Annotated in this window: 25 protein-coding genes and 1 tRNA gene; 7 read left to right on the forward strand and 19 right to left on the reverse strand. The window is 67.4% G+C overall.

Translation table 11 applies throughout. The features are described from left to right. Positions 1-52: 52 nt before the first annotated feature. Positions 53-862: a PrsW family glutamic-type intramembrane protease gene (locus tag OG884_RS17160; RefSeq protein WP_326646353.1), complete on the forward strand. Its 810-nt coding sequence runs from the start codon at positions 53-55 to the stop codon at positions 860-862. Positions 863-890: 28 nt separating this feature from the next. Here OG884_RS17160 and OG884_RS17165 read toward each other — a convergent pair whose 3' ends face one another. The 3 genes from OG884_RS17165 to OG884_RS17175 all read right to left on the reverse strand — a co-directional run bounded on the left by OG884_RS17165 (position 891) and on the right by OG884_RS17175 (position 3,622). Continuing rightward, the gene (locus OG884_RS17165) at positions 891-1,610 is read right to left on the reverse strand and encodes a TIGR03943 family putative permease subunit (RefSeq protein WP_326646354.1); all 720 of its coding nucleotides are present in this window, start codon (positions 1,608-1,610) and stop codon (positions 891-893) included. Between the two features lie 73 nt (positions 1,611-1,683). Continuing rightward, positions 1,684-2,715, reverse strand: coding sequence for a permease (locus tag OG884_RS17170; protein WP_326646355.1), 1,032 nt, complete (start codon positions 2,713-2,715; stop codon positions 1,684-1,686). Positions 2,716-2,758: 43 nt separating this feature from the next. Continuing rightward, positions 2,759-3,622 (reverse strand): NUDIX hydrolase, encoded by an 864-nt coding sequence (locus tag OG884_RS17175; RefSeq protein WP_326646356.1) that lies wholly within the window; start codon positions 3,620-3,622, stop codon positions 2,759-2,761. Positions 3,623-3,964: 342 nt separating this feature from the next. Here OG884_RS17175 and OG884_RS17180 point away from each other — a divergent pair, with 342 nt between their 5' ends. Beyond that, positions 3,965-5,062 carry a DUF4328 domain-containing protein gene (locus OG884_RS17180; RefSeq protein ID WP_326646357.1) on the forward strand — a complete coding sequence of 366 codons (1,098 nt, stop codon included), beginning with the start codon at positions 3,965-3,967 and terminating at the stop codon, positions 5,060-5,062. A 143-nt stretch (positions 5,063-5,205) separates the two neighbouring features. On the opposite strand, the gene OG884_RS17185 is transcribed toward OG884_RS17180, so the two are convergent. From OG884_RS17185 to OG884_RS17195, 3 genes are all read right to left on the reverse strand, one after another. Continuing rightward, entirely contained in the window at positions 5,206-6,222 is a 1,017-nt protein-coding gene (locus OG884_RS17185; RefSeq protein WP_326646358.1) for a TerC/Alx family metal homeostasis membrane protein, read from the reverse strand. Positions 6,223-6,888: 666 nt separating this feature from the next. Next, complete coding sequence (locus tag OG884_RS17190) at positions 6,889-7,686, reverse strand: M15 family metallopeptidase (protein WP_326646359.1); 798 nt, start codon at positions 7,684-7,686, stop codon at positions 6,889-6,891. Between the two features lie 57 nt (positions 7,687-7,743). Next, positions 7,744-8,646 carry a MerR family transcriptional regulator gene (locus tag OG884_RS17195; RefSeq protein ID WP_326646360.1) on the reverse strand — a complete coding sequence of 301 codons (903 nt, stop codon included), beginning with the start codon at positions 8,644-8,646 and terminating at the stop codon, positions 7,744-7,746. A 53-nt stretch (positions 8,647-8,699) separates the two neighbouring features. On the opposite strand from OG884_RS17195, the gene rplK reads away from it, so the two are divergent. Next, positions 8,700-9,125, forward strand: a complete 426-nt coding sequence (rplK, locus tag OG884_RS17200) for a 50S ribosomal protein L11 (RefSeq protein ID WP_326646361.1) — start codon at positions 8,700-8,702, stop codon at positions 9,123-9,125. A 452-nt stretch (positions 9,126-9,577) separates the two neighbouring features. After that, on the forward strand, positions 9,578-10,750 hold the full coding sequence (locus tag OG884_RS17205) for an AAA family ATPase (RefSeq protein ID WP_442811698.1): 1,173 nt from the start codon (positions 9,578-9,580) through the stop codon (positions 10,748-10,750). Between the two features lie 254 nt (positions 10,751-11,004). Here the strand turns inward: OG884_RS17205 and OG884_RS17210 are convergent, their stop codons facing one another. Continuing rightward, positions 11,005-11,844 (reverse strand): MauE/DoxX family redox-associated membrane protein, encoded by an 840-nt coding sequence (locus OG884_RS17210; RefSeq protein ID WP_326646363.1) that lies wholly within the window; start codon positions 11,842-11,844, stop codon positions 11,005-11,007. A 5-nt stretch (positions 11,845-11,849) separates the two neighbouring features. Then, positions 11,850-12,800, reverse strand: a complete 951-nt coding sequence (locus tag OG884_RS17215) for a hypothetical protein (protein ID WP_326646364.1) — start codon at positions 12,798-12,800, stop codon at positions 11,850-11,852. Between the two features lie 215 nt (positions 12,801-13,015). Between OG884_RS17215 and OG884_RS17220 the strand changes: the two genes are divergently transcribed. Continuing rightward, positions 13,016-13,612, forward strand: coding sequence for a SigE family RNA polymerase sigma factor (locus tag OG884_RS17220; protein ID WP_326646365.1), 597 nt, complete (start codon positions 13,016-13,018; stop codon positions 13,610-13,612). Between the two features lie 365 nt (positions 13,613-13,977). Here the strand turns inward: OG884_RS17220 and OG884_RS17225 are convergent, their stop codons facing one another. Continuing rightward, positions 13,978-14,469, reverse strand: a complete 492-nt coding sequence (locus tag OG884_RS17225; protein ID WP_326646366.1) for a MarR family winged helix-turn-helix transcriptional regulator — start codon at positions 14,467-14,469, stop codon at positions 13,978-13,980. A 102-nt stretch (positions 14,470-14,571) separates the two neighbouring features. Between OG884_RS17225 and OG884_RS17230 the strand changes: the two genes are divergently transcribed. Together OG884_RS17230 and OG884_RS17235 are read left to right on the forward strand one after the other, a co-directional pair. Further along, positions 14,572-15,135 (forward strand): YceI family protein, encoded by a 564-nt coding sequence (locus OG884_RS17230; protein WP_326646367.1) that lies wholly within the window; start codon positions 14,572-14,574, stop codon positions 15,133-15,135. Between the two features lie 270 nt (positions 15,136-15,405). Continuing rightward, positions 15,406-15,495: transfer RNA gene (locus OG884_RS17235), tRNA-Ser, on the forward strand. A gap of 89 nt (positions 15,496-15,584) precedes the next feature. Here OG884_RS17235 and OG884_RS17240 read toward each other — a convergent pair. The 10 genes from OG884_RS17240 to OG884_RS17285 form a co-directional block, all read right to left on the reverse strand. Beyond that, a complete protein-coding gene (locus OG884_RS17240) occupies positions 15,585-16,931 on the reverse strand; it encodes a tyrosine-type recombinase/integrase (protein ID WP_326646368.1) in 1,347 nt (448 codons plus the stop codon). Next, positions 16,931-17,131 (reverse strand): helix-turn-helix domain-containing protein, encoded by a 201-nt coding sequence (locus tag OG884_RS17245; protein ID WP_030926231.1) that lies wholly within the window; start codon positions 17,129-17,131, stop codon positions 16,931-16,933. The genes OG884_RS17240 and OG884_RS17245 overlap by 1 nt, the downstream gene beginning before the upstream one ends. Before the next feature lies 1 nt (position 17,132). Next, positions 17,133-18,845 (reverse strand): replication initiator, encoded by a 1,713-nt coding sequence (locus tag OG884_RS17250; protein WP_326646369.1) that lies wholly within the window; start codon positions 18,843-18,845, stop codon positions 17,133-17,135. Continuing rightward, a complete protein-coding gene (locus OG884_RS17255; RefSeq protein WP_326646370.1) occupies positions 18,842-19,036 on the reverse strand; it encodes a hypothetical protein in 195 nt (64 codons plus the stop codon). The genes OG884_RS17250 and OG884_RS17255 overlap by 4 nt, the downstream gene beginning before the upstream one ends. Then, the gene (locus OG884_RS17260) at positions 19,033-20,457 is read right to left on the reverse strand and encodes an FtsK/SpoIIIE domain-containing protein (protein ID WP_326646371.1); all 1,425 of its coding nucleotides are present in this window, start codon (positions 20,455-20,457) and stop codon (positions 19,033-19,035) included. The genes OG884_RS17255 and OG884_RS17260 overlap by 4 nt, the downstream gene beginning before the upstream one ends. Positions 20,458-20,542: 85 nt before the next feature. Continuing rightward, complete coding sequence (locus OG884_RS17265) at positions 20,543-20,869, reverse strand: hypothetical protein (protein WP_326646372.1); 327 nt, start codon at positions 20,867-20,869, stop codon at positions 20,543-20,545. Next, positions 20,866-21,291, reverse strand: a complete 426-nt coding sequence (locus OG884_RS17270) for a plasmid replication, integration and excision activator (RefSeq protein WP_326646373.1) — start codon at positions 21,289-21,291, stop codon at positions 20,866-20,868. Before OG884_RS17270 ends, OG884_RS17265 begins: the two co-directional genes overlap by 4 nt. A gap of 127 nt (positions 21,292-21,418) precedes the next feature. Next, entirely contained in the window at positions 21,419-22,240 is an 822-nt protein-coding gene (locus OG884_RS17275) for a protein phosphatase 2C domain-containing protein (RefSeq protein ID WP_326646374.1), read from the reverse strand. A gap of 1 nt (position 22,241) precedes the next feature. Then, positions 22,242-23,084 (reverse strand): sigma factor-like helix-turn-helix DNA-binding protein, encoded by an 843-nt coding sequence (locus tag OG884_RS17280; protein ID WP_326646375.1) that lies wholly within the window; start codon positions 23,082-23,084, stop codon positions 22,242-22,244. 415 nt (positions 23,085-23,499) lie between these two features. Next, a complete protein-coding gene (locus tag OG884_RS17285) occupies positions 23,500-23,907 on the reverse strand; it encodes an ATP-binding protein (RefSeq protein ID WP_326646376.1) in 408 nt (135 codons plus the stop codon). Positions 23,908-23,919 lie beyond the last annotated feature (12 nt).

Genomic DNA, 23,919 nt, shown 5'->3' on the forward strand with positions numbered 1-23,919 from the left:
ATATGGACAATTCGCCTGAATTCGGGGCAGGTATATCGGGGAATTAATCATTATGCGAGACCATTTGCGCTTCTACCGGCATCGATGGTTCAAGGCGTGGATCGCCATGATCGTTCTGTCCTTCTCGCTCATCGCCATGATGCAGGCGGCCGGCAACCAGGCCGTCATGCCCGCGGCCTTCTTCTACGGGGCCGCGGCCGGGCCCGTCGCGCTCCTGCTCGCCATCCACGACCGTATCCACATCGCCACCAGCGTGCCGGCCATGACGCTGATGGGGATGTTCCTGTTCGGCGGGGGCGTCGCCCTGCTGCTCGGCGGTTATTTCGACTCGCTTTTCATCTCCCAGAAGAACAGCACCTCGATCCTGCGGGTCGGATGGATCGAGGAACCCGCGAAGCTCGTCCCACCTCTCGCGGTCGCCCTCACCGGGCGCCACCTCACCAAGGCCGCAGGGGTCGCGCTCGGCCTGTCCTGCGCGACCGGATTCACGATCATGGAGTCGATGGCCTACGCCTGGAAGAACGTCGCCAACGGCGGTGCCGTCGGCGCGGGCACGATTCTCCTCATACGCGGTCTCAGCACCCCCTTCAGCCACCTCGTCTGGACCGGTCTGGTGTGCGCGGTGGCCTTCGGGGCCTGGCAGATCAGAGGCCGTGCCGTCGTCACCATCCCCATCATCGCCGCCTTCATGACGGCGGCCCTGCTTCACTCGCTCAGCGACGGCCTGCTCATCCTGGACATCCCCCAGCCCGCCCGCCTGCTCTTCCTCGTCGTCGCCGCGGCGAGCTACTGGCTGTTCCACCGGGCCACCCGCGACCTGAAACCGCTGGCCGCTCCAGAGCCGGCGCCCTGCCGCTCCTGACCCCACCGGGCCAGGCGCGCCTCCCGGCCTACTCGTACGGCTCGTCGGGGGGCGTCACCCTGGTGAGGCTCTTCCCGGTCAGCCGAGGGTAGATGACCCCGTTGGGCATCTTCCCGAACGTCTGCGGGATCCAGGTACCCGTGACCTCGACCCAGGTGTCGGCCGGTGGCATCTCCAGGCCCCTGACCGAGACCTTCAGCGGGAACGCGTCCGCGGCGCAGCAGGCGATCTGCATACGAGTGACGTACCACTGCCCTTTCCGTTTCGCGGGCACCACGAAGCCGGTCAGCCTGACCTCGCGGCCGGTGAGGGACTTCTTGTCGTCGTCCCAGGCCCGGCCGATGAACTCGCCGATCGGCATGTCCACCGGACCCGCGCCGGTCAGCGGGGTGAACGAGTTCAGCGTCTGGTCGCGGGGTGGCGGGGTGTCATCCCGGGAGGCGGCGAACGAGCCCAGGGCGGGCGGTGCGATCAGGAAGATCGCGAACACCGGCAGGCACATCAGCCACGCGACCCGAGGCCCGCCGTGTGCATGCCCGTGTGTCTCCCGCTCCGCCGCACCCTTCTCCAGCCGGTACGCCTGGAACACCCCGATGACCCCGAGAACCACCAGCACCGTCCCGGCACCGATCAGGAACGGCCGGAAACCTGGCTTGACGTAGTTGAGGTAGGTCGTGGAGAACGCCGAGATCCGCAGGACGGCGCAGCCCAGCAAGGTCAGGATCAGGTTCTGGGTCACCCGGTTCATCGAAGTTCGAGGGTTCCTTCCGTAGCGGCGGAGCCGTCGGCGTACCTCGCCGCCCGGAGAGAGAGGCAGGACGTCAAAGCAGCAACCACCCGAAGAACGCGCTGACCAGGATGGCGAGAGCGAAGGTCAGCGGGACGAACCTGACCGCGAAGGCCGTGCCGAACGTACCGGCCTGCAGCGCGATCAGTTTCAGGTCGACCATCGGCCCGACCACCAGGAAGGCCAGCTTCGCGGTCGGGGAGAACGCGGTCATCGAAGCCGCCACGAACGCGTCGGCCTCCGAGCAGATCGACAGCAGCACCGCCAGCAGTGCCATGACCAGGACCGCCAGCCACGGCACCCCGGCGATCGCGGTCAGCCACTCGCGGGGGATCGTGACGTTCAGCGTGGCCGCGGCCAGTCCACCGACGATGAGGAACCCGCCCGCGTGCAGCAGGTCATGCCGCATCGCCTCGCCGAACCGCGCCCACCGGGGGCCGTCACCGTGCGGGCGGGAGGGGATCCGTAGCCACTCGCTCCGGCCGAACCTCAGCCAGAGCCAGCCGACCAGCACAGCCACGGCCAGCGACGCCCCGAACCTGGCCAGCACCATCAACGGCTGCCCGGGGAAGGCGACGGCGGTCGCGACCAGCACGATCGGGTTGATCGCGGGAGAGGCGAGCAGGAACGCCAGCGCGGCGGCCGGAGTCACCCCCCTGGCCATCAACCCCGACGCGACCGGGACGGACGCGCACTCGCAACCCGGCAGCACCGCCCCGGCCACCCCGGCGACCGGTACGGCGACCACTGGATTCCCCGGCAGCGCCCTGGTCCAGAACGATGCCGGGACGAATGCCGTGATCGCCGCGGACAGCGCCACGCCGAAGACCAGGAACGGGAGAGCCTGCACGCAGATCGCCACGAAGATCGTGGCCCATGTCTGGAGCGCGGGCGCCGTCAGGTGGGGGGCGAGTGCGAACCGGCCCGTCACCAGCAGGGCCATGAGGAGCACGAAACCCCAGGGCAGAGCCCTTTTCGCGGAGTTTTCGCGCCCCCAGGAGTCAGGGGGAACCAGGCTGTCGTCGTCGGCCCACGCGGTTCGCGGACCGGTTCGAAGCTCGGACATGCGCCTTATCGTGCCAGATCTTGGTGATGTTCCACGTGAAACGCTACAACTGCGAGAGCAGCCATCTGGGGCCGGTGACCTCGGCGCCCCGTTCCGTGACCCGCTCGCGCAGCCCCCGGTCGGCGGTGACGACCAGGACGCGCTCCCACGGTAGGGCGTCCCGTACGGCCTGGACGATGGCGTCGTCTCCGCTGCCCTGCGCTGTGATCACGGAGACGCCGGGCGCCGGAGCGGCGTCGCGGGCGGCTCCCTCGACGACCGCGGTCACCCGGGGGAACCAGCGAGCCAGGGCCGGGACCTGACCGGGCGCGGCCCGCAGGCCACCGGCGGCGTGCGTGCCGACCTCGGCGAGCAGCTTGGCCGCCGCGCCGGCGCGGTCCCTCCACCAGCCGTGTTCGGCGCGGGCGCCCACGATGTTGGCGATGTCGAGGACGACGAGGGAGGGGGCGAGGGCGAGACCGACCACCGGCCATGTCTCGGCGAAGCCGGGGTGGAGGTTCCTGGTGGAGACCTCCTCGACGGGAAGCCAGCGCAGGTCGGCGCTCTCACTGTTACCGGGGACCGCGTGCAGTAGCTCCACGGCCTCGGTGATCACGGTCTCGAAGGACCAGCCGCCGTGGTCGTCGAGGTAGACGCCCTGGACCCGCAGGCCGGTGCCGTCCAGCATGGCCTCCTCGAACGCCTCGCGCAGGGCGGCCGTGACGGTGTCCTCGTGGCTGTCGCGGGCGCCGCCCGGCAGCCCCCAGGTGCCGCCGTGGTGGCTCCACACGGAGCGTTTCTGCATCAGGATGTGCGGTTTCCCCGTGGCGTCGTGGTGGACGGCGAGCAGACCGGCCGCCCCGTACACCCCCCAGTGCCGGTGTCCGCGATCACACTGGGCCCAACCGTCTCCATCCTTGGCCGCCATGGACCAATGATGCATCAGCCCGGTCCGGCGGCACCGGGCCGGGTCGGCCTTCCCCCTCATGCTCCCGGAGGCCTGTCGCGGATCAACGCTCACGGGTGAGAGGCTGCGGCGAACCTTGGGGAAGTGGGGAAGTGGGGAAGTGGGGAAGTGGGGAAGCAGTGAGGTGAAGCGGGGAAGCAGTGAGGTGAAGCGGGGAAGCCTTCCGCATCTCCGGAGAGCACGTTTAGCCCAGCAATCTGCCAATGGCAATAAATACATCTATATCGGCTATGCCGGGTCCGCCATACTGGCGCGTGTCCTACCCCCCGTTAAAGGACCCGAATGTATTCGAGCGCGTTCTCTGTGCATGTTCGCCCTCTGCGCCCGATTCGTGCGCTCGCGACCGTTGCCATCACCCTGATCGCGCTGGTCTCCATCGTGGCCGTGGGTCTGTCGGGACTGCGGATCCTCTACGAGGGGGATCGGCTCTGGCGACTGGTCTACGAGTGGGAGGCCCTGTACACGCTCCTCCTCTCCCCGATCGTCCTCCTCTTCCCGATCCTCTACCTTCTGGCCGGAATCGCCTTCGTGTGCTGGTTGTTCCGCGCTCGCGCCAACGCGTACGCGATCTCTCCAGGGGTCTTTCACACGTACGCCGCGCCGTACCTGGTGCTCGGCTGGGTCCTCCCCATCGTCAACCTGTTCGCTCCCAAGGGGATCGTCGACGACATCCTGGCCACCTCCCGGCCCGGTGGCCTGCGACCGGGCAGCGACCTCTTCAGGGCCCGCCGCTCGGGGCTGGTCTGGGCCTGGTGGCTGACGTGGGTGCTGTGGCCGTACGCGACGCTGGCGTCCGTGGGGCTGGCGGGGACGGACATGGAGGATATGGAAAGCGCTCTGGAAAGCGGCCTGGCAGACCTTGCCCTGATCACCGGCATCGCGCTGCCGATCGCCGCAGGACTGCTCGCCATCCGGGTCGTCCTGACGATCACCGACCTTCAGGAGACCGCCCGCGTGAAAGGGCCGGTACGGCTCCCGGAAAGGGGCCCGGTCGGGAAACCGCACCTCGGGCTCACCGCGCTTGTCGTGCGTGACTACGACGAGGCCATCGCCTTCTACGTCGATGTCCTCGGTTTCGAACTTCTGGAGGACACGCCCCAGGGTGAGGGCGGACGCTGGGTGACCGTCCGTCCGCGAGGCGCGCGGGAGACGGCGCTCCTGCTCGCGCGGGCCGACGGCCTCGAGCAGGAGGCTCGCGTCGGCGACCAGACCGGTGGCAGGGTCGGACTGTTCCTCCACACCGACGACTTCGCCCGCGACCACGAGCGGATGCTGGCGGCGGGCGTCACCTTCGAGGAGACCCCACGGCAGGAGCCCTACGGTACGGTCGCCGTCTTTCTGGACCTGTACGGCAACCGCTGGGACCTGCTCCAGCCCCGCGTCTCACCCGCGTACGGCTGAGCCTCGCCGACCGGATGACCGGTCAAGCCCGGACGTCCGCCGCGCGGCCCCGTGGTCGTGTCCTAGCCAGGGTTTCGTCACGCCCGATCGTGTTCGTCCGGCTACCCGTGTCCGGCTATCCGTGTCCGGCTACCTGTGTCCGGCTACCTGTGTCCGGCGGGTGAGGAGGCGGCCCTCGCGTCGAGGCGGTTGGCGTACATGCTTGTGGCCGTGACGGTGGCCAGGACCGCGACGATGACCCCCAGCGAGGCCAGAGTGGGGATTTCCGGGACCCATGTCCAGACGCCGTGCGCCCAGTGCAGGACGAGCTTGGTCCCGATGAAGGCCAGGATGATGCCGAGTCCGTGGTTCAGGTGCCGCAGTTTCGCCAGGACGCCCAGGAGGACGAAGTAGAGCGCGCGAAGACCCAGGAGGGCGAAGGCGTTGGTGGCGAAGACCAGGTAGGGGTCCTCGGTCACGCCGTACACCGCGGGCACCGAGTCGACGGCGAAGACGATGTCGGTGGCGAAGACGGCCACGATGGCCAGCGCCAGCGGGGTCAGGGCGCGGCGGCCGCCCTCACGAACGACCAGGTGGGAACCGCGATAGTCGTCGGTGACCGGCATGAAGCGCCGTAGCAGCCGGACCGTGCGCATGGAGGAGATGTCGACATGCTGCTCTTTCCCGCGCAGCGCGTCCTTCATGATCTTCACGGCGGTGACGATCAGTATCCCGCCGAACAGCAGGAACGCCCAGGTGCCGCTCTGCAGGACGGCCGCCCCCAGTGCGATGAAGATCGCACGCAGCACCAGCGCCCCGATGATGCCGTACAGCAGGACCCGCTGGGCCAGGGCGGCCGGGACCGCGAAGGCGGACAGCAGCAACATGAACACGAACAGGTTGTCCACCGACAGGGACTTCTCCACCACGTAGCCGGTGAAGAACTCCACCGCCACACCTGACCCGAAGGCCCCCCACACGTAGACGCCGAAAATCAGGGGCAGTGCCAGGTAGAAGACCGACCAGCCCACCGCCTCGCGCATCCGTACCTCGTGCGGGCGCCGCGTCAGCATGAAGTCCACGGCGAGCAGCAGCAGCAGGGCGGCCACGGTGATGATCCACAGCTGTGGCGAACCGATCGTTTCAAGACTGGCTGCTGACAGCAATGCCTCGGTGGGCATGAAACCTCCTCGAACGTGCTTGGCCGTTCGAGGTCTCCTTCACCTGCACCGTGCAGGTGGCCGCCCGGGGACGTTATGAAACATCCGTACTGACCGGATCGGCTCTTGGGAAGTACTCCCCTCGTCGTCCCAGGTTAAGGCAGTTTCTGTACAGGCTTCTACCTCCGGGGGCTGCCACGGGTATTTGACCGGGCTCTGACCCGCGCGGATAGTGGAATCAACGGGACGGAGAGTACTCACTGTCCGACACCCCGATCGTCAACACGGTCCCCGAGTGTGGGGTGACCCGGCGGGGTGGCCCCCTGGTGTGACATGGGGGTGTGGGAAGGCCTTCGTCCTGGTGGGCACATGTCCACTGCGCGGTCGAGGGAGGGTTCGATGTCGATCACCGTGCTTCTCGAAGTTCTGCTGGGCATCCTGCTGACGATCTCCGCGATCGTCACCGTTGCCGTCCTGTGGCCGGGAAGGCCCGGGCCCCGGCTGCCGTCCACTCGTGAACCGCTCCCGCCATGCCGCCCGCCGGCGACCGGCACGAGGCGCCGGGGTGAAGTCCACCTGCATCGGCCGGGCAATCACGGCGGTGGTGGGGGCACGGGGACGAGACATCGGACCAGAGGAGACATCGGACCAGGTGGCGGAGACCGCCCGATGACATCGGCCTCGACCTCAGCCGCCGCCCTTGCTGAAGTGCTGGTAGTCCTTGATACCTGACCAGTAGCCGCCCCACTCCCAGCCTTTCGCCTGGAAGGCCTTGACCACCCGGTCACCCGGGTTGATCACGCCGGGGGCATGTACCGGACGCTTGGCGAACTTGCGGGCGTTGCTGTGCGCCACCGAGCCGTCCGCCGACACGTACGGGTTCTCGCGCGGGTTGATGTCGATGGCCCGGCCGTAGGCGTGCTTGGACCAGCTGCTCGACCCCGTCGCCGGGCGGCAGTTGAAGGCCGAGGTGTTGTTGGCTTCGATCGAGTCGAAGTCGTCGCCCTTGTAGACGTCGACGAGTTCCATCTTGTTGATCGGCCAGCGCCAGTCGTACAGCTGCCGGAAGATCGAGACGATGTCGTCGGTCACGCCCTTGTACACGACCAGCTCGCCGGTGTGCGGTTTGTCGTCGAAACCCCAGTAGGTCATCGTGATCAGCCGCAGGTCGCTGAGCGGGACCGGGCATCCGGGCCGCCAGGAGTACTTGAGCTGCTGGCGGGTGACAGGGGAGATCTTCGCGGAGAACTTCGGCGGGCCTGTCGGGGTCGGTGTCGCCGTGGTGGGCTCCGGGGCCGTCGTCGGTGTCGCGGCGGCAGCCTGCGGCCCGGTCGGCCCGGAAGCCGCCGAGGTCGGCCGCGCGGCCGATGTGGGCTGGGCCGATGTGGGCTGGGAGGTGGCCGTGCCGCAGGAGGCGGCAGCCAGGCAGCCGACGGTCACCGCGAGCGCCGCCCGTGTACGGATCGTGAATCTGGACCTTGCCACGCGCTACCCCCTTACCAAAACGGACAAAAGCGACAATAGTTCATTGTAGTTGATCAATTACCCGAGGTGACAGGCGATCGCGGCGGCGATCCACTCGTGGGCGATCACGGAATCCGGCGGCCAGGGTGTGCCGTTGACCACGGCCACCAGCTCCCAGTATCGCTCGGCGCGCGAGTCGTGCTCGGTGTAGTCCCGTACCACCGACTCCGGGGTGCGCCCCTGCGCGTCGGCCATGAGCGCGAGGATCCCGGCCACGATGGATGCGGCGGCCTCCGACTCGGGGGCCACGCCGTCGCGCACCGCGGTCAGCCCTCTCTCCATGATCAGGGCGTTGGCCTCGTGCCAGGCGGTCGGATCGAGATCGTCGGCCTTCTCCCAGAACTCGCCGCCCATCTCGCGCAGGGAGGCGCGGAAGTCGTCGTCGGAGAGCAGTTCGATCAGCTCCAGCCAGGCGTCGAGCTGCCCGATGTCCGGATCGTCGGGCAGGTCGGGCACCATGGCCGCGCGCAGGCCGGCGAGCCACTTCCGCCTGGCGGGATTCTCGCCGGAGACCTCGTCGACGAACTCGTGCACCAGCGCGGCCGTCTCCGCCGTACCGAGCCGCCCGAGGGCGTTGAGCCGACGCAGATCGTCGTCGGACACCTCGTCCCGCTCCAGCGTGGCCCTGAGTACCGCACGGGTCCGCTGCAGCGACCTGATCTTTGCCTCGACCGTACGGAGATGCAGGGAGAGCACCTCGCCCAGGTCGCGGTCGCCGAGTGACCTGATGGTCGTCAGGTCGACGCCGATCTCGCGCAGCGCCCTGACGAGCTCCAGCCGCCCACGGTCCTCGTCGCCGTAGAGGCGGTAGCCGCTCCGGGTGCGGCCGCGTTCGGGAAGCACCCCGATGTCGGAGTAGAAGCGGATCGTTTTCACCGGCAGCCCGGAGAGCCTGGCGAGCTGTCCGATCGTGTAGCTCATGCCCTCATTATTCTGTTGAGCCTCCAGTAACAGGAGACTTTAGCTTGCCAGGCATGTCGAAGAAGAAGATCAGCCGGATCGCCAAACTCCAACTCCAGGCCGGCGAGGCCGGTCCCGCCACCGTTGGCAAGGACCTCGGCCCGTTGGGGCTGAACCTCATGGAGTTCTGCCGCCGGTACAACGCCGCCACGCAGGACCGGCGGGGATTCGTGGTCCCCGTCGTCGTCACCGTATTCGAGGACCGTTCGTTCGAACTGGCGGTCAAGATGCCCACCACGGCCTCGCTGATCCGCCGGACGATCGGCCTGGACGCCGGCAGCCCCCGCCCCGGGCATCAGGCGGTGGGCACGATCACCCGCGCGCAGTTGCGGGAGGTCGCCAGGAGCAAGATGCCCGATCTCAACACTGCGGATCTGGACCAGGCCGAGAAGATCGTCGCCGGTACCGCGCGCTCGATGGGACTGACCGTCCGGGTCTGACCGCCTGGGACTGACCGTCCGGGTCTGACCGCCTGGGTCTGACCGCCTGGGACTGACCGTCCGGGTCTGACCGCCTGGGACTGACCGTCCGGGTCTGACCGCCTGGGACTGATCGCCCGGGACTGACCAGCCGTGGTTGACGGTGCTGAGGACTAAGGGCTTACGCCCGGGTTTGTAGCTGCTTGGCACACGAACCTGGGTTCCTTGGGAAGGCTTTTCATCGAAACGTATCGCGCCTGTGTTCGAACCCGCGCTACAGTCATGGGCACGGGGTCGAACACGGGTTCGGACTGACGTCCGCCCAGGTGAAGGGGTGTGCCATGGCGATGCTCGCGACACACGCCCCGTTCCCTCGGGTGCCGGTGGAGCGCGGTGCGACACGCCGTAGTCCTTTCTACGGAAATCTAAGCCGGCCGCTATATCCCGTCATAAAGTCCGAGAGCGTGGACCCCGTGCGCAATCCCTACGCTCCCGGTGCCGGACAGCGCCCCCCAGAGCTCGCCGGTCGCGACCGTGAGCTACAGCAGTTTGAGATCGTCCTGGAGCGGGTGGCCCGAGGGCGCCCCGAGCGCAGCATGGTGGTCACCGGGCTGCGTGGCGTCGGTAAGACCGTCCTGCTCAACACTTTCAAATCGATGGCCATGCAGCGGCTGTGGGGCACCGGGAAGATCGAGGCCAGGCCCGACCAGTCGATCCGGCGTCCGGTGGCCGCCGCCCTGCACATGGCGGTCCGCGAGCTGGCCCCCCGGCATCGGGCGCCCGAGCGCATCGAGGAGTTCCTCGGCGTGCTCAAGGCGTTCGCGATGCGCGACCCGTCCGCGGCCAAGGGCACTTCGCACTGGTCGCCCGCGATCGACGTGCCCGCCGGGCGGGGGCGCGCCGACTCAGGGGATCTGGAGATCGACCTCACCGAGTTGTTCGTCGACGCCGCCGGGGTCGCCACCGATCTGGGCGTCGGCATCGCGCTGTTCATCGACGAGATGCAGGATGTGCAGGCTCCCGACGTCTCGGCGCTCTGCGCGGCCTGTCACGAGCTCTCCCAGAGTGGCGGCCCGCTGATCGTGGTGGGCGCGGGGCTGCCGCATCTACCCAGTGTGCTGTCGGCCAGCAAGAGCTACTCCGAACGGCTCTTCCGCTATGCCAGGATCGACCGTCTCGACCGCGACGCGGCCGACCTGGCGCTCATCGCCCCGGCGGAGAGTGAGGGCGTGGAGTTCACCCAGGACGCCCTCGACGCCCTCTATGTGGCGGCCGACGGCTACCCCTACTTCGTCCAGGCGTACGGCAAGGTCGCCTGGGACCTGGCGCTGCGCAGCCCGATCACCGCCGACGACATCAGGGTCTCCGCGCCGGAGGCCGAGGAGGAACTCGCGGTCGGCTTCTTCGGCAGCCGCTACGAGCGGGCCACCCCCGCCGAGCGCGACTACATGCACGCCATGGCCGCCATCGGCGACGAGCCCGTCGCCACCGCCGAGGTGGCCGAAGGGCTCGGCCGTAAACCGTCGAGCCTCTCTCCGGCCCGTGACAGCCTCATCAAGAAGGGCCTGATCTACAGCGCGGAGCGAGGGCTGATCGCGTTCACCGTGCCGCACTTCGGAAAGTTCCTGCGATCCCAACCGATCTGAGCGAACATTTGTTCGATATAATGCGAGAGGACCCCTAGCTCTCTATATGGCTCTCTAATGGGGAAGCTAGAGAGCCATATAGAGTCCAATCGTGCTGCCCTGGGCGCGGTCCCGCGGATCCTGTCGTGGCCGGATCGGCCAGGTGGCCGCCTGGCAAGCGAGGTGACCGGTGACAACGCGGCGAGGCGCCCCCTGACCGCAGTGGGCAGAAGATCCATAGGGGCAGGGCTAGAAGAATCTAGGGTCCTCTAGCGTCAAGCCGATACCGGCAGAGATTCCGGAAGAGATGTGGCCTCCACCGGCCGCCCGTCGGAGCCGACCATGGCGACCCGCACCGCCGGATGGCGCCCGCTCAGATAGACCGCGAAGACCATGTCGACGGGCTCGCCCGCGTGGCTGTGTCCCGGATAGACGAAGAACCGCCAGCACAGCTCCCGCCAGCTGTCGACCGGCTCCTTGCTCGACAGCCGGTCGGCGTGCGAGCGCCAGACCGTGCTCGACCGCAGTCGGCCGAGCGCGGTGGCCGGGTCGAAGCGGCGCTGCTCGCAGGGCGCCCGGTAGCGGAGCCGGGAGACCGCCTCCTCGATCTCCGGCGAGAGCGCGGCGAGCACCAGCAATCCGGCGATCATGGACGGCACGTGCGTCCACGTCATGCCAACGATCGCCTCCCAGCCGGAGATCTCCGGAGTCAGGACCAGCCCCGCGGACATGGCCGTCAGCACCATGGTGCGGCCCAGCGATCGCCGTCCCACCGGGACCGCGCTGACCTCGCCGAAGCAGCCGCATCCCGCGTCCGGGCGCCGGCGCCGCAGCTCCCACAGGACATAGGTGGACACCGCGAAGAACGCGACGACCGCCCACCGGAAGAACGGATGGCCACTCACCAGCAAACCGCACGCCAGGAACAGCTCGCCGAGCGCACAGGCCACCATCATGTGCTTACGCCAGCGCTCGTGCACCAGCATGGCAGGCCCCAGCCTGCTCAGCATGCCGGGCTCGGCCTCGCGCGCGACGGTCCAGAACTTCGCGACCATACCCGCGGTCAGCAACAGGAGCAGGACCGGCAGTTGTCCGGCGGCGATCGTCGTCAGCATCCGGGTCACCCCATTCCAAGTCTGGCGTTGAAGCATCCGGCGGTCAGGTCTCCGCCGAGCTCCACGAAGGAACTCGGTGACAACTCCAGGATCCGGCCGCGCGGGGAGGTGCCGCACTCCAGGCACCGGTCGCAGAATCGGCCGGCCAGACAGCCGCACGCCACGATCGGCAGGACCGAGGTCCGCCCGGCGCACACGTTGCGTACGTTGAGCATCGACCCCAGAGACAGGTACGGCAGCCCGGTGCAGGACACCCCGGCGTCGTCGCACGCCGTATCGGACCGCTCCAACATGGGGTAGGCCACCCCCTGCTCTCCACAGTCGAAGGTGTCCGACCAGGTGGCCGTGCCCGAGATCCGCGCCTGCATACCGCTGTAGCCGGGCGGAGGCGGCGGCACGGCCTTCCACCGGTAGGGCGGCTGCGAGGTCGCGGGCAGGCGAGCCTGTGCCACGCCGCCCTCGCGGACCCCGATGGCGTCGAACAGGTAGCCGGATTCGAACTGCGGATGCCTGACTCGCAGGCGCCCCGAGGCACGGTAGGGGATGACGATCGTGCGCCGCCCGCGGTGCGGCCCGCAGTACAGCTCCACGGAGTGGTCCTTGCCCTCCGAGTCGATCGACTGGATCACACCGGTGATCCTGGTGATGTCCGCCCAGATCCGGTCCACGACCCGGCCGGCCCGCAGCGCTCTGATGATCACATTGGAGCCCAGGGGAAGATCGGCCGGGCTGACGGCCTCGCCACGCCAGGCGGTCGCCCAGGGTGCGATGACGAGCCGCTCCTCGTGGCCGTCCGGGGTGTCGATGATGATCAGGTGCGGACTGACGTCGAGGATCGCACCGCTGACAGAGTGGAAGGACTCACCTTCGACGGGAAGGGGGCCAGGCTCCTGCACAGCCCGGCCAAGCGCGGCCGCCGACAGCGCGCGGCGGCGATCGGCGCTGAGATAGGGCATCGTCGCTCCCCAGGTTCTGCGAGGTGTCGCATCAGCGTCACACGCTTCGCGGAGTCCCGCTGTCCGCTCCACCAATAATCACGGCAGGTGTCCAACCAGGTACTACAGTTCCCCTCCTCGGTAGAACGCATTGGTGTCCACTCAACGACAAACCGCTATCTAGTATCTCTTGCGTGCTCCATCGCCCATCGAAGCCGATCTTTACCGTTGATGGGATGAAACATAGATTTCGGTTCAGCCGCAGTATGGGTTCGGGCTGCGATTCTGACCACCATACGCACCTGGAGCACAGGCTGGTGATCGCGGTGGCCGGCGGGACCGACGAGGAGTTCCGCGAGTATGTCGTTGCTCGCGGTCCGGCGTTACTGCGTGCCGCCTACCAGCTCACCGGGAATCCGAACGATGCCGAGGACCTGCTGCAGGTGGCACTGGTCAAGACCTACCTTGCCTGGGACCGCATCCAGGACCACACCGCCCTGGACCGCTATGTGCGCCGGGCGATGGTCAACATCAACATCTCCTGGTGGCGGCGGCGCAAGCTGGAGGAGTATCCGTCCGAGGAACTTCCCGAACCGGTGCTCGCGGGCGGCCCCCACCTGCCCGAGCGGGTCGAGCAGGCCCTCGACCGGCTGCCCACCCGGATGCGGACCGCCGTCGTCCTGCGCTACTACGAGGACATGACCGAGTCGGAGATCGCCAAGACCTTGGGCATCAGCGTCGGTACCGTCAAGAGCACGGTCTCCAGGGGGATGGCCAAGCTCCGCGGCGACCTCACCCTCTCCGAACCGCGGGAGTTGGAGCATCGGGCTTAGAGCTGTCCCTCGGATCTTCTGCCCGTCGCGGTCAGGAGGTGGATCTTCTGCCCGTCGCGGTCAGGAGGTGGATCTTCTGCCCGTCGCGGTCAGGAGGTGGATCTTCTGCCCGTCGCGGTCAGGAGGCTGGACCTGCTGCCCGTCGCGGTCGTGCGGCGCCTCGCCACGTTGTCGTCGGAGTTGCCGTCGGAGTTGTTGTCGGTCACCGCGGCGCGCTGCTCTTGCGAGGCACCACCTGACCGATCCTCGCCATGGCAGGATCCGCCGACGGGCCCAGGCCGGTAATCCCCGCACGTTGACCGGAGCCTTTGCTGGGACATCGTCATTCGGGAAACCTGATCCGTGAAGGTTGAAAGCCCTCGGCTCTAGCTGTGGGGAGACGGGGTGGACTCGGCCTCCGCCCCCGCGGTGGCACACGGCCGTACGGCGTCGCGAATGATTCTGAGGGCGTCGAGGAAGGTGCTGAGCTGTTCGGGGGAGAGCAGGCCGGTGAACCAGGTATCGATGTCGATCAGGTGCCGAGGGAGGATGCCGCTGAGCCGGTCGGCGCCGGCCTCGGTGATGACCGCGTAGGAGGCCCGCCTGTCCGTGGCGCACGCCTGCCTCGTGGCGAGTCCCTCGCGTTCCAGCCGGTCGACGACCCGGGTCATCCCGCTGGTGGACAGGCTCGTCTGCGCCGCCAGGTCGCTCATCCGCAGCCGCCGTCCCGGCGAGCGCGCCAACCTGATCAACGTCTCGAAGTCGATCTCTGAGAGCCCCGCGGCCACAAAGGACTCATGCGTCTTGGCCGAGATGCCGGTGTAGACCTCTGCCAGGAGGCCCATCGCCGTCAGCCGGGAGTCATCAAAGGGGATCACGTTCACACTCTATCCGAAGGTAGTTGACGGAAGGAATATTCCTCGTGTAGAAATCTGTTGGCGCAATCATCTACTCGGCAATCATCTCATCAGGAGCACAGCATGACCACTCGGACCTGGGAGAATCTTCAGATCCCCGCCGCCGGCACCTTCGCTCTGGACGTCGCCCACACCCGGATCGGCTTCGTCGTCAAGCACATGATGGTGAGCAAGGTCCGCGGTCACTTCAACGAGTTCTCCGGCACCGTCAACGTCGCCGAGAACCCCCTGGACTCCTCCGCGGAGATCTCGATCAAGACCGAGAGCATCACCACCGGTGCCGCGGACCGCGACGCCCACCTGCGCGGCGAAGACTTCCTCTCCGCGGAGAAGTTCCCCACGCTGACCTTCCGCAGCACCCGCGTCGTCGGCCACTCCGGTGACGAGTTCACCCTCGTCGGTGACCTCACCATCCGCGACGTCACCAAGCCGGTCGAGCTCACCGTCGAGTACGGCGGCGCCGGCACCAACCCGTGGGGCCAGGACGTCTGGGGCTTCTCGATCACGACCGAGATCGACCGCGAGGAGTTCGGCCTGACCTGGAACCAGGCGCTGGAGACCGGCGGCGTCCTGGTCGGCAAGAAGATCAAGATCGAGATCGAGGGCGAGGCCAACCCGGCCGCCTGATCTCCGCCACCACTCGGGGCCTCTCCCGTCCTCTCGGGCGGCGAGGGGCCCCAATGTGTTCGCCCAGTGAGATGTAGCGTCTCGCAAAATGGGAATCCACGGGATTTCCGTCGGCTCAGCTGGGGACTCCCGAGTTTGTCCACAGGGGCGGCGAGAGTTATCCACCGCCTGTGGACAACTCTCGCCCGGCTCTTGCCCGCGACGCGATCTCTAACCGCTTTGCCGCCTCGCCGGATGGCCGGTACTCTGTCCTGAGCCGAACGGTTACCAGGAGGCTTCGCCTAGTCAGGTCTATGGCGCCGCACTGCTAATGCGGTTTGGGTTTACCGCCCATCCGGGGTTCAAATCCCCGAGCCTCCGCAGTTCAGAGGCCCTCTCCCGAGATACGGGGAGAGGGCCTTTTTGATCTCCAAGGGCGTCATAGTTGCAGTCCTAGTTGCAACGAGGATTCAGGACTCCCCCCAGAGCACCGAGGCCAGGCGCTCCCCGGCATCGCGCATGAGCGGTGTGGACACATGTGCATAACGCTCGGTCGTGGTAACTCTCGTGTGGCCCAGGACCTCCTGAACGACGCGGATGTTCACACCCTGCTCGATGAGAAGCGTCGCGGCCGTGTGTCGAGCGTCGTGCACACGGACGTCCCGAACCCCGGCCTGCTTGAGGATGGTTTTCCACACTTTCCAGTCCTCGGTGCGCTCGATCGGACCGCCATGCCGGGTGGCGAACACGAGATCGTGATCCTCCCAGCGATCCCCCGCCTTGAGACGCTCCGCAGCCTGGATCTTGCGGTGTGCCTTGAGGAGCGCGAGCAGCTCGGGAGGGCATTGAAGGGTGAGCTTGCTCTTGCCCTTTCGCTGGCGGAAGACGATGCCCCCGCCCGTGCGCTTCGGGCACCGGTCGGCATGACTCGTACAGTCCTTGAGACAGGTCCTCTTGAAGCAAGTGTGCCCCTGCTTCTTGCAGTCCTCCTTGCAGCCGGGGTTATGCCCGTGATCACTGCACTTCTTCTTGCAGGGCCAGCGGTGCCACCTCTCCCCGCATTTATGGGGATCGGTGCACCCGTGTTGCCATTCGGTGCGCTGGATCTGGAACCACGCCCTGATCACTCCGGTCTCCAGGTCGACGTACTGCCAGCGGAGCCCGAGCGCTTCGCCCTGGCGGATGCCGAGAGCGAGAGCGACCGACCAGCGCGCCCCGTTCCGCCGGGTGCCGGCCACGTCGAGGATGTTGCGGGCTTCCTCGCGGGTCAGCGGTTCGATCTCGGTGGCCGCAGCCGAGGGAGCGTCGACCAAAGTCGCGACGTTCCGCGTGAGCTTGTTGCGGCGTACCGCGATGGTCAGCGCCCGCGACAGGATGCGATGAACCTTGAGCACGGTGCTGGTCGAGAGGTTCTTCTCAAGCATTGTGGTGTAAGCCGTGTCGAGGTGCTCAGGAGCGAGCCGGTTGAGCCGATGCCGCCCGAGCAGCGGAATGATCCAATGACGCGTCTTGGACCGGTAGTCCGTCAGGGTGCGCGGCGCCATCTTGCCGGAGATCACGAGCCGCTCACAGATCACGTCGAGGTACTCGGTCATCCACTCGGCGACGGTGGGCGCACGGCCGGGCTTGGTGACCTGTCCGGACTCCCGGTTGTTCTCCAGTTCCCTGACCTTGCGTGTCACCTCGGCCTCAGTCCTGGCCATCCGGTGACGACGGTCGAGGGAGCCGTCCGGCTTGATCCCCAAGGTGACCCAGCCGTGCCAGTAGCCATCGTTGCCGAAGTAGATCGAGGATCGGCCGTCCGGCTTCTTTGCCATCACGCAGCCTCTTCCTGGGAGAGCCCTGCCTTGGCCTCCAGTGCGCGGGCGAACTCATGGAGCGCCCACCGGGGGACCAGCCGGTATCCCTCGTCTTTGATCGACTTGAGTTCGCCGGTCTTGATCAGTCGGAAGACGGCCGTACGGCTCATGCCGAGCATCACGGCGGCATCCTTGGGCCGGTAGAACAGTGGTTCCATGTCAGGCCGCCTCTCCGATTGCCGAAAGATTTTCGATGGGTCGTCCGTCTGCTCTGGCTTGGAGTTCGATCAGGCGTGCGCGGGTGCGCTGGCGGTTGGCGACTTCGCGCAGTAGGCGTTTGGCCAGTGGGGTTCGGTTGGGGTCTTTGGAGGAGACCGGTCGCCAGATGTAGCGGTGCGGGTCGGTGACGGTGTCGTCGGGCAGGCCGAGCATGTCGAGCACCCAGGCCCGGCGGTCCTGCTTGTGTTCGCGGAGGGTCTTGTTGGACCACTTGCGGGAGACCAGGACGCGGCGTCCGGCGTAGCCGAGGTGTTCGGCCTTGTGTGCCTTGCCCTTGCATCGGCCCGGCAGCATGCCCGCTTTGGCGCCCTTGGGTTGGATGCCGTAGCGCAGCCAGTTCGGGCACGTCGGTGAGCAGGGTTCGTAGCGCAGCGCTTCGACCATCCGAACGGCGTGGTCACGGCGAGCAGGGTTGTCGGTGGTGGGGTCGTCGGGGTCGAGGGGGTCGCCGAGGTTCTTGGTCAGGTACTTGGTGAGGTAGCCGATGCGCTTGTGCGCGTCCGGTGATCCGGCGACGATGCCCTGAACATCGACCTGGGGACCGAAGCGGACCACGTGCAGCGGTTCGGCCTCGTCGTCCTGGTCGAGCCGGTCGAGCGCCTCGTCCCAGGTGGGCAGCAGTTCCCCGGTTACGGGGTCGAGGTAATCACCGCTCTGTCCATCCGGGTAGGTGACGCCGTCGCCCAGTTCAGCCCGTTCCGCCCAGACCGGCAGGTGGTCACCGTCGAAGCAGACCTCATCGACCGAGGGCCACCACACCTGGTGATACGTGGCGGCGGCAATCGCCTTGATCTCCGCGCGGGGCATGGTCCCGCGGATTGCCATGTGCAGATGCGGAGCGAACCGCTTCTGTGGTTCGACAGTGGCGAAGTATTGGACGTCATAGCCCGCCACCCGGCGCAGGTTCTGCACGAACCGATCGACCAGCTTGGAGAAGTGCAGGGCATCGCGAGCCGCGCGAGCGTAGTCGTAGCTGCTCGGATCGACCGGCACGCCCAGACCGGAACGGATCTTGCCGTAGGAGGGCAGGGTGAGGGTGACGAACAGCGACGGCCGGTAGACCCTGCCATCGGGGGCGATGAAGGTCCGGCCGAGGGTGGTGTCCTGCTTGGCCCGCTTGGGCAGGTCCGGCGCATCCTGACGCCGCCTCGTCGAACGAGAACGCTTGGGAGCCGACCGCCCACCCAGGACATTGCCCCGCATCCCGGCGGCGTTGATCTCCGCATCGATGCCCGCGATGGCCTCATCCCAGTCGGTCACCTCTTCCCCGTCGCGTTCGGCCTCGTCCCGTTTGGCCTGCACGTCGGCCCGGAACTCGATCAGCCACCGCTGATCCTCGGTAGAGGGGTGCGGTTCGGCGATGGGTTCGGCCTCCAGGTGCCAGCCTTCCCGGCACTGGGCTTTGCGCAGCTGCTTGTTGCGTTGAGCGCAGGGCGGGCATTTGGCTTCCTGGGTGGTGCCGCAGGGGATGTTGAACGACTCGGTCATGCCGGTGTGGGTGTCCAGGCGCCGCAGTTCGAGGGGGCGGATGCAGACCCCGTTGAGCTTGGCGACCTCGATTGCCACATCCAGGGCGAGGGGCAGGGTGTCACGGACGAGGCGGGGCAAGGTGTGGTCGGAGCCGTCCGGCGAGGGGATGGGGGTATCGGTCACCTGTCCTCCTCTCGGTCGAGCACGTCGGCGGTGAACCGGTAGGAGGCGCTGTAGGGGTCGCGACGCAGCCGGATGTTGACCAGGTCGGACAGCACCAGCTCAAATCGCGGCGGGGAGTCGACCAGAGAGCCGAGGAGGCGGAAGGGGATCGCGTCGATCTCGGCGAGGGTGCCCTGAATGATGATCTTCACTGGTGTGCCTCCCCGGCGAAGTTGGCGACCATGGCGCGGATGTCGGCGTCGGAGACGTAGCCGGCACGGGCGCGGATCGGGTCGGGCGAGGTCTCCAGCCGGACGTAGCCGATGCCAGCGCCCTGCTCGGGAACCGGGGAGATGTGATCGGCCAGCGCACCCCTATCACGGGCACCGTCGCCGAGCACCATGTCCACCTGCTCGGACTCATCCAGCCGAAGCGCGATCTTGTCGGGGAACAGGTTGCGGACGTTCATGACCTCCTTGCGGGGGTCCTGGAGGGCCGCCATCACGCCGAACCCGACCGCACGGCCTTGGGTGGTGAGCGTTGCCAGCGCGGCCGAGATGCGCAGTTTCAGGCCCTTGTCGGATTGGTAGGCGGTCAGGAACGCCACCTCGTCGACGACCACCAGGACGAACGGGTCATCGAGGGTTGGAGTGTGGTTGCGCTGGAGTCCGGCGAACCGGTCGGCCCGTTCCTGCATGATCTGCACGGCTGCTTCCAGGAGATCGGCGCAGTCGGCAGGGTTCGCGGCGTAGCGGGTGCCGAACAGGTCGCGGCCGAAGGACAACTCCATCCGCTTGGGGTCCAGCGCCCAGACTTGGACCAGGCCCGCCCGCACCGCAGGCAGGAGGCCACGGATGGTGGACCAGATGATCGAGCCCTTGCCCGCTCCGGTGGCACCGGCCACCAGGACGTGAGTGCCGTGGACTTTGAGCCGCCACGGGGTGCCGTCCTCACACTGGCCGATCTCGACCGGCCCGACCGACGCCGCCTCAGGGATGGGGAGAGCGGGTAAGGGGATGGCCAGCGGGTCACGCCGAGGGAAGACCAGCAGCAGCCGGCCCGACCGGGCGACGGTCACCCGGCAGGAGGTAGCGCCGAACCCGTGGGCCAGGTGCTCGATACGGTCGGTCCAGTCCTTGACCGACTGTCCGGTGAGCATCTTCACCGTGACCAGGTCGGCCCACGAGGTACAGGTGACTTTGACCAGGCGGGGCAGGTAGTCCCGGCCGCGCAGGTTCCGGCCGAGACCGGAGATGATCACTACCGGTTGCCAGTGCCGCCGGTAGACCCACACTAGCCGCCACCAAGCCAGCAGCCGCCAGCCCATCCACCGGTTGAACGAGGCCCGATCGAAGAACGGCCACGGAGCCAGCAGCGAGACGGGAACAGCGACGACGACCAGGGCAAGTCGCCAGCCGTACAGGACACCGAGCAGGCAGGGAACGGCGAGCACGGCCAGGGCGACCGGGTGACGCCAGATCAGCCGGACGACTCCGGCCAGCAGCCGCCACGCGAAGATCAGAATCGTGATGATCGCCGGGGTCCGCAGGACGGCCGGGCGGAAGACGACGGCGGTATCGGGGGTCGTGGAGACGAGGTGCTGTGCCTCGTCGCCGGGCAGTTTTTTGAACATTAGGCTGGAGCCTCTTCCTTGAATTCGCGTGAGAGGGAGAACCGAGGGGCCGCCGGAATGCCAGTTCCAGCGGCCCCGCTTCGTGTCAGGCCGCCTTGCCCTGCTCGGACTTGTCGGCCTGGTGGGGGTTGGTGGACTGTGCGGTGTGCAGCCGCTCGCAGTCGGCCAGGTAGCGCGCGGCAGCAGCGAAGATCTCCCGGGCGAGGGTCACGTCCCGTTCGGTGACCGGCCCGCCGCCCGTGGTGGTGACCGTCATCTGTGCCTCAGCGCTGGACAGGGTCAGGAACGGCCGCTCACTGTCGCCCCCGAACGCCTTGGCCGACACCTCCGAGGTGCAGAAGGAGACATCGAACCGGGTGACGCCCTCACGGATCGACGCAGTGACGTAGGTGTAGGGCTTGTGCTCACTCATGCCGCCACGTCCTTACCGGCCGAAGCCTTGGCCGGAGCCGCCGCAGAGCGGGGAGCGCGCATCGCGGTTGCCCGGATCGACCAGGCCAGGCGGCCGGTGTTCTGGCCGACGTAGGCGGTGGCGGTCATGCCGTCGAACTCCACCGGCACGAATGGCAGACCCGGCAGAGCAGCCGGGACGACGGGCTGAACCGGGGACAGGATCTTGACCGCCACCGTCTTCTGTCCGGCCTTGACGGTGGGGTCGGCGTCCATGACGGCGACCTGCCACACCAGCTCTCCGGTGGTCTTGTCCTTGGCGTAGACCGTGCGGCCCTTGGACGAGGCGTCGAAGTCCTTGACCTGCTCGACCTCACCGACGATGAAGCAGCCGTGCGGGAAGACCTGCTCGAAACGGACGGGGATGGGGCCTTGGATGGCCATGATGCAACTCCTGTTGTCGACCCCCCTAGACAGGTGCGGCCGTTCCGCGAGGACAAGGTGTCTAGGGGGCTATGCAAGTAAGTTAGGCCCGAGTCGACGAACTGTCTAGGGGGGTCGACGAAATGGCTTAGGAGAATTTCCAGAGCGCCGCAGTGGCATCGTCATGGATCTTGCCCCGAGGCCAGCGGGAGCTGTTCGGATCGCTGCGTTCGGCCTCTCGGACACGGCGGATCAACTCGGCGGGGCCGTCCTGGTTGAGGAGGTCGAGGAGTTGCCGCCAGGTTGCCAGGGCGAAGCGGTCGACGAGGCGGGAGGCACCGTCGCTCAACAATGCCACTGCCCGCACCTGATCCAGCGGGGCGGTACCGGTGAGGGCCTGTTCTGCGGCGAGGGGATCAACGGAGGCCACCCAGAAACCGCCGTCCCGATTGCGATGATCGCGCAACGTCTCGACGTAGCCACGAAACGCCTCGGCATGTTCTGGGCTTCCCCCCGGGAGGCCATCCATCAACGCCCGGTAGCGCGCCCCGATGCGGCTCACGCGATCATCACAGATCACCGTCGGCTCTGTCGTACCGGTGTCGAGGACAACGGCGGAGTCGGCCAGCACCAGCCATTCCAGGACGTCACCCGTACGGCGCAACATCGAGACCGTGGCCGAAGGGGATCCTGCATGCACCAGGTCACAGGTGAAGTCGTGTAACGAGGCGACGTTCTTGATCGACTCGGCCAGGGTCTCGGTCAGGGGGCCGGCGCTTTGGGTGACCGCGGCCAGCAGGGTTGAGCCGAGCGTGTGGGCGTACCAGGCGACGCCGTGGGAGCAGCCCGTTTTCAGTCCCGCCGGGGTCCCGGCGCCGTCCAGGAGTACCACCGCGTCAGAGGTGGCCCCGATGAAGTCTTCGTTGGGCCGATCGGGGTGGGCGGGTTGGGTGGCGAGACTGAGCCGCATATCAGTCGTTCTCGTGCCGATAGAGAGGGCTGGCCAGTTGCGTACGGACCGGCTCCCCCGTGGCGGGGTCGTATTCGACGGCGACGGCGGTGGAAAAACGCTTGTCACCGACCTGACCCCAGATGGTGGCGATCTCGGAGGCGAGCAGATCGACGACGCCGAGCGAGCCATTGGGGTGAATACCCGCGATGGCCAGGAACGTGCCTTTGCCATCGGGCCGGGGGAGACGGCCGAGGTAGGCCGAGTCGGTCGGCTGCGGCGGGTCGACCTGGCTGCCGGAGCGGTAGGCGACGCCGGTCCGGGTGTCGCGCAGCAGCCAGCCGAGGTCGTCGCGCTCCCATCTGATCACGGGGTCGGTGTCGTACGCGGTGCGCATCGCTTCGGCCATCCGGGGACCGCAGATGACGAGCAGGCCGGGCCGGTTGAGATCGATCTGCCCGTCTACCGAGACGTTGTCGGAGGCCACGGTGAGACCGAAGGAGCGCGCGAGGTCTTCCAGCCGCTTGCCCGAGCGCATGTCGTCCAGAGCGACCACGGGCCGGTTTCGCTCTGGGTCCAGCCGCAGCGGGGTCACCACGGTCACCGTGCCGACACCGAGGAACGCCCCTTCCGGAGCCGGTCCGGTGTGCTTGATCTGGTGAATGCGTCCGCGCGACAGGCCGGCCTGCTCGGCGATCTGCGCATACGAGACACCTTGGGCGTGCAACTCTTGGATGACGCGGCGTCGGAGGCGAGCCAGTTCGGTGACCTCTTGTTGCGCGATACTCAGCCGCTCGGTTGCGGCCCGGATCAACAGATACGGGTCGCCCATGGCGGCGATGCGCTCAAGGTCACTCGGCGGCACAGCGGTTCCCTTTCGATGGTGCTCAGCCGAGTCTAGACCCCTAGACGAAATGTCGTCTATCCCCCTCGACAGTACGGCTTTAAGAGGTTCGCCGGTTTTCGGGCTGGTTGCCCGAATCGCTGAGCGTCGCTTTGGCACACCGCGCGTCATCGCACGTGCCCTGTCAACAGCTCGGCCCAAAGGTCATGCGCTTCACTGGCGCGAGTTCGGGGAGTCTCACTGACATCGAGCTGAGCGCCTTGCACAGTACGGCGAAGGTAGGACTGCCCGCCTGCCGAGCACAGTTCGTAGACGACCGAACGGCAGTCACAGGTCCAGGCGATCACTCGCCGTCGCCCGTCGTCTCGCGGGTCGATCCAGGCCAGTAGGACATGACCGGCCTGCAACGGTCCCAGGTGCGGGGCCAGGCACCTTCTCACCGGGCAGCCGTCTTCTCAGGAGTCAGGTTCAAGGTGGCCCAGACGATGCGACCCTGCTCGTCTCCGGTCACACCCCAGCTGGCCGCCAGTGCGGCGACGAGGGCCAGGCCGCGTCCCCCTTCCTTGTCCGTTTGAGGAGGGAGGGGATGCGGTGCACGCTGGCCGCCCTGGTCCAGGATGCCGAGCCAGATCCGGCCGCGGTCGGCTTGGACGGCAACGGTGAAGCAGCCGCCGAACCGGCCGCTTGCGGAGTGACGGATAGCGTTCGTGGCCAGTTCGCTGACGATCAGTTCGGCGTCTTCGATCCCGGGCCAGGCACCCAGAAGGGCGGTGACGAATCGTCGCGCTTCGGTGATCGCCACGGGAGAGCCGGGAAAGGTGCGGGACATGCGCCAGGGTGACATAGCGGACTCCGA

This window comes from Streptosporangium sp. NBC_01755, from assembly GCF_035917995.1.
GTDB lineage: Bacteria > Actinomycetota > Actinomycetes > Streptosporangiales > Streptosporangiaceae > Streptosporangium.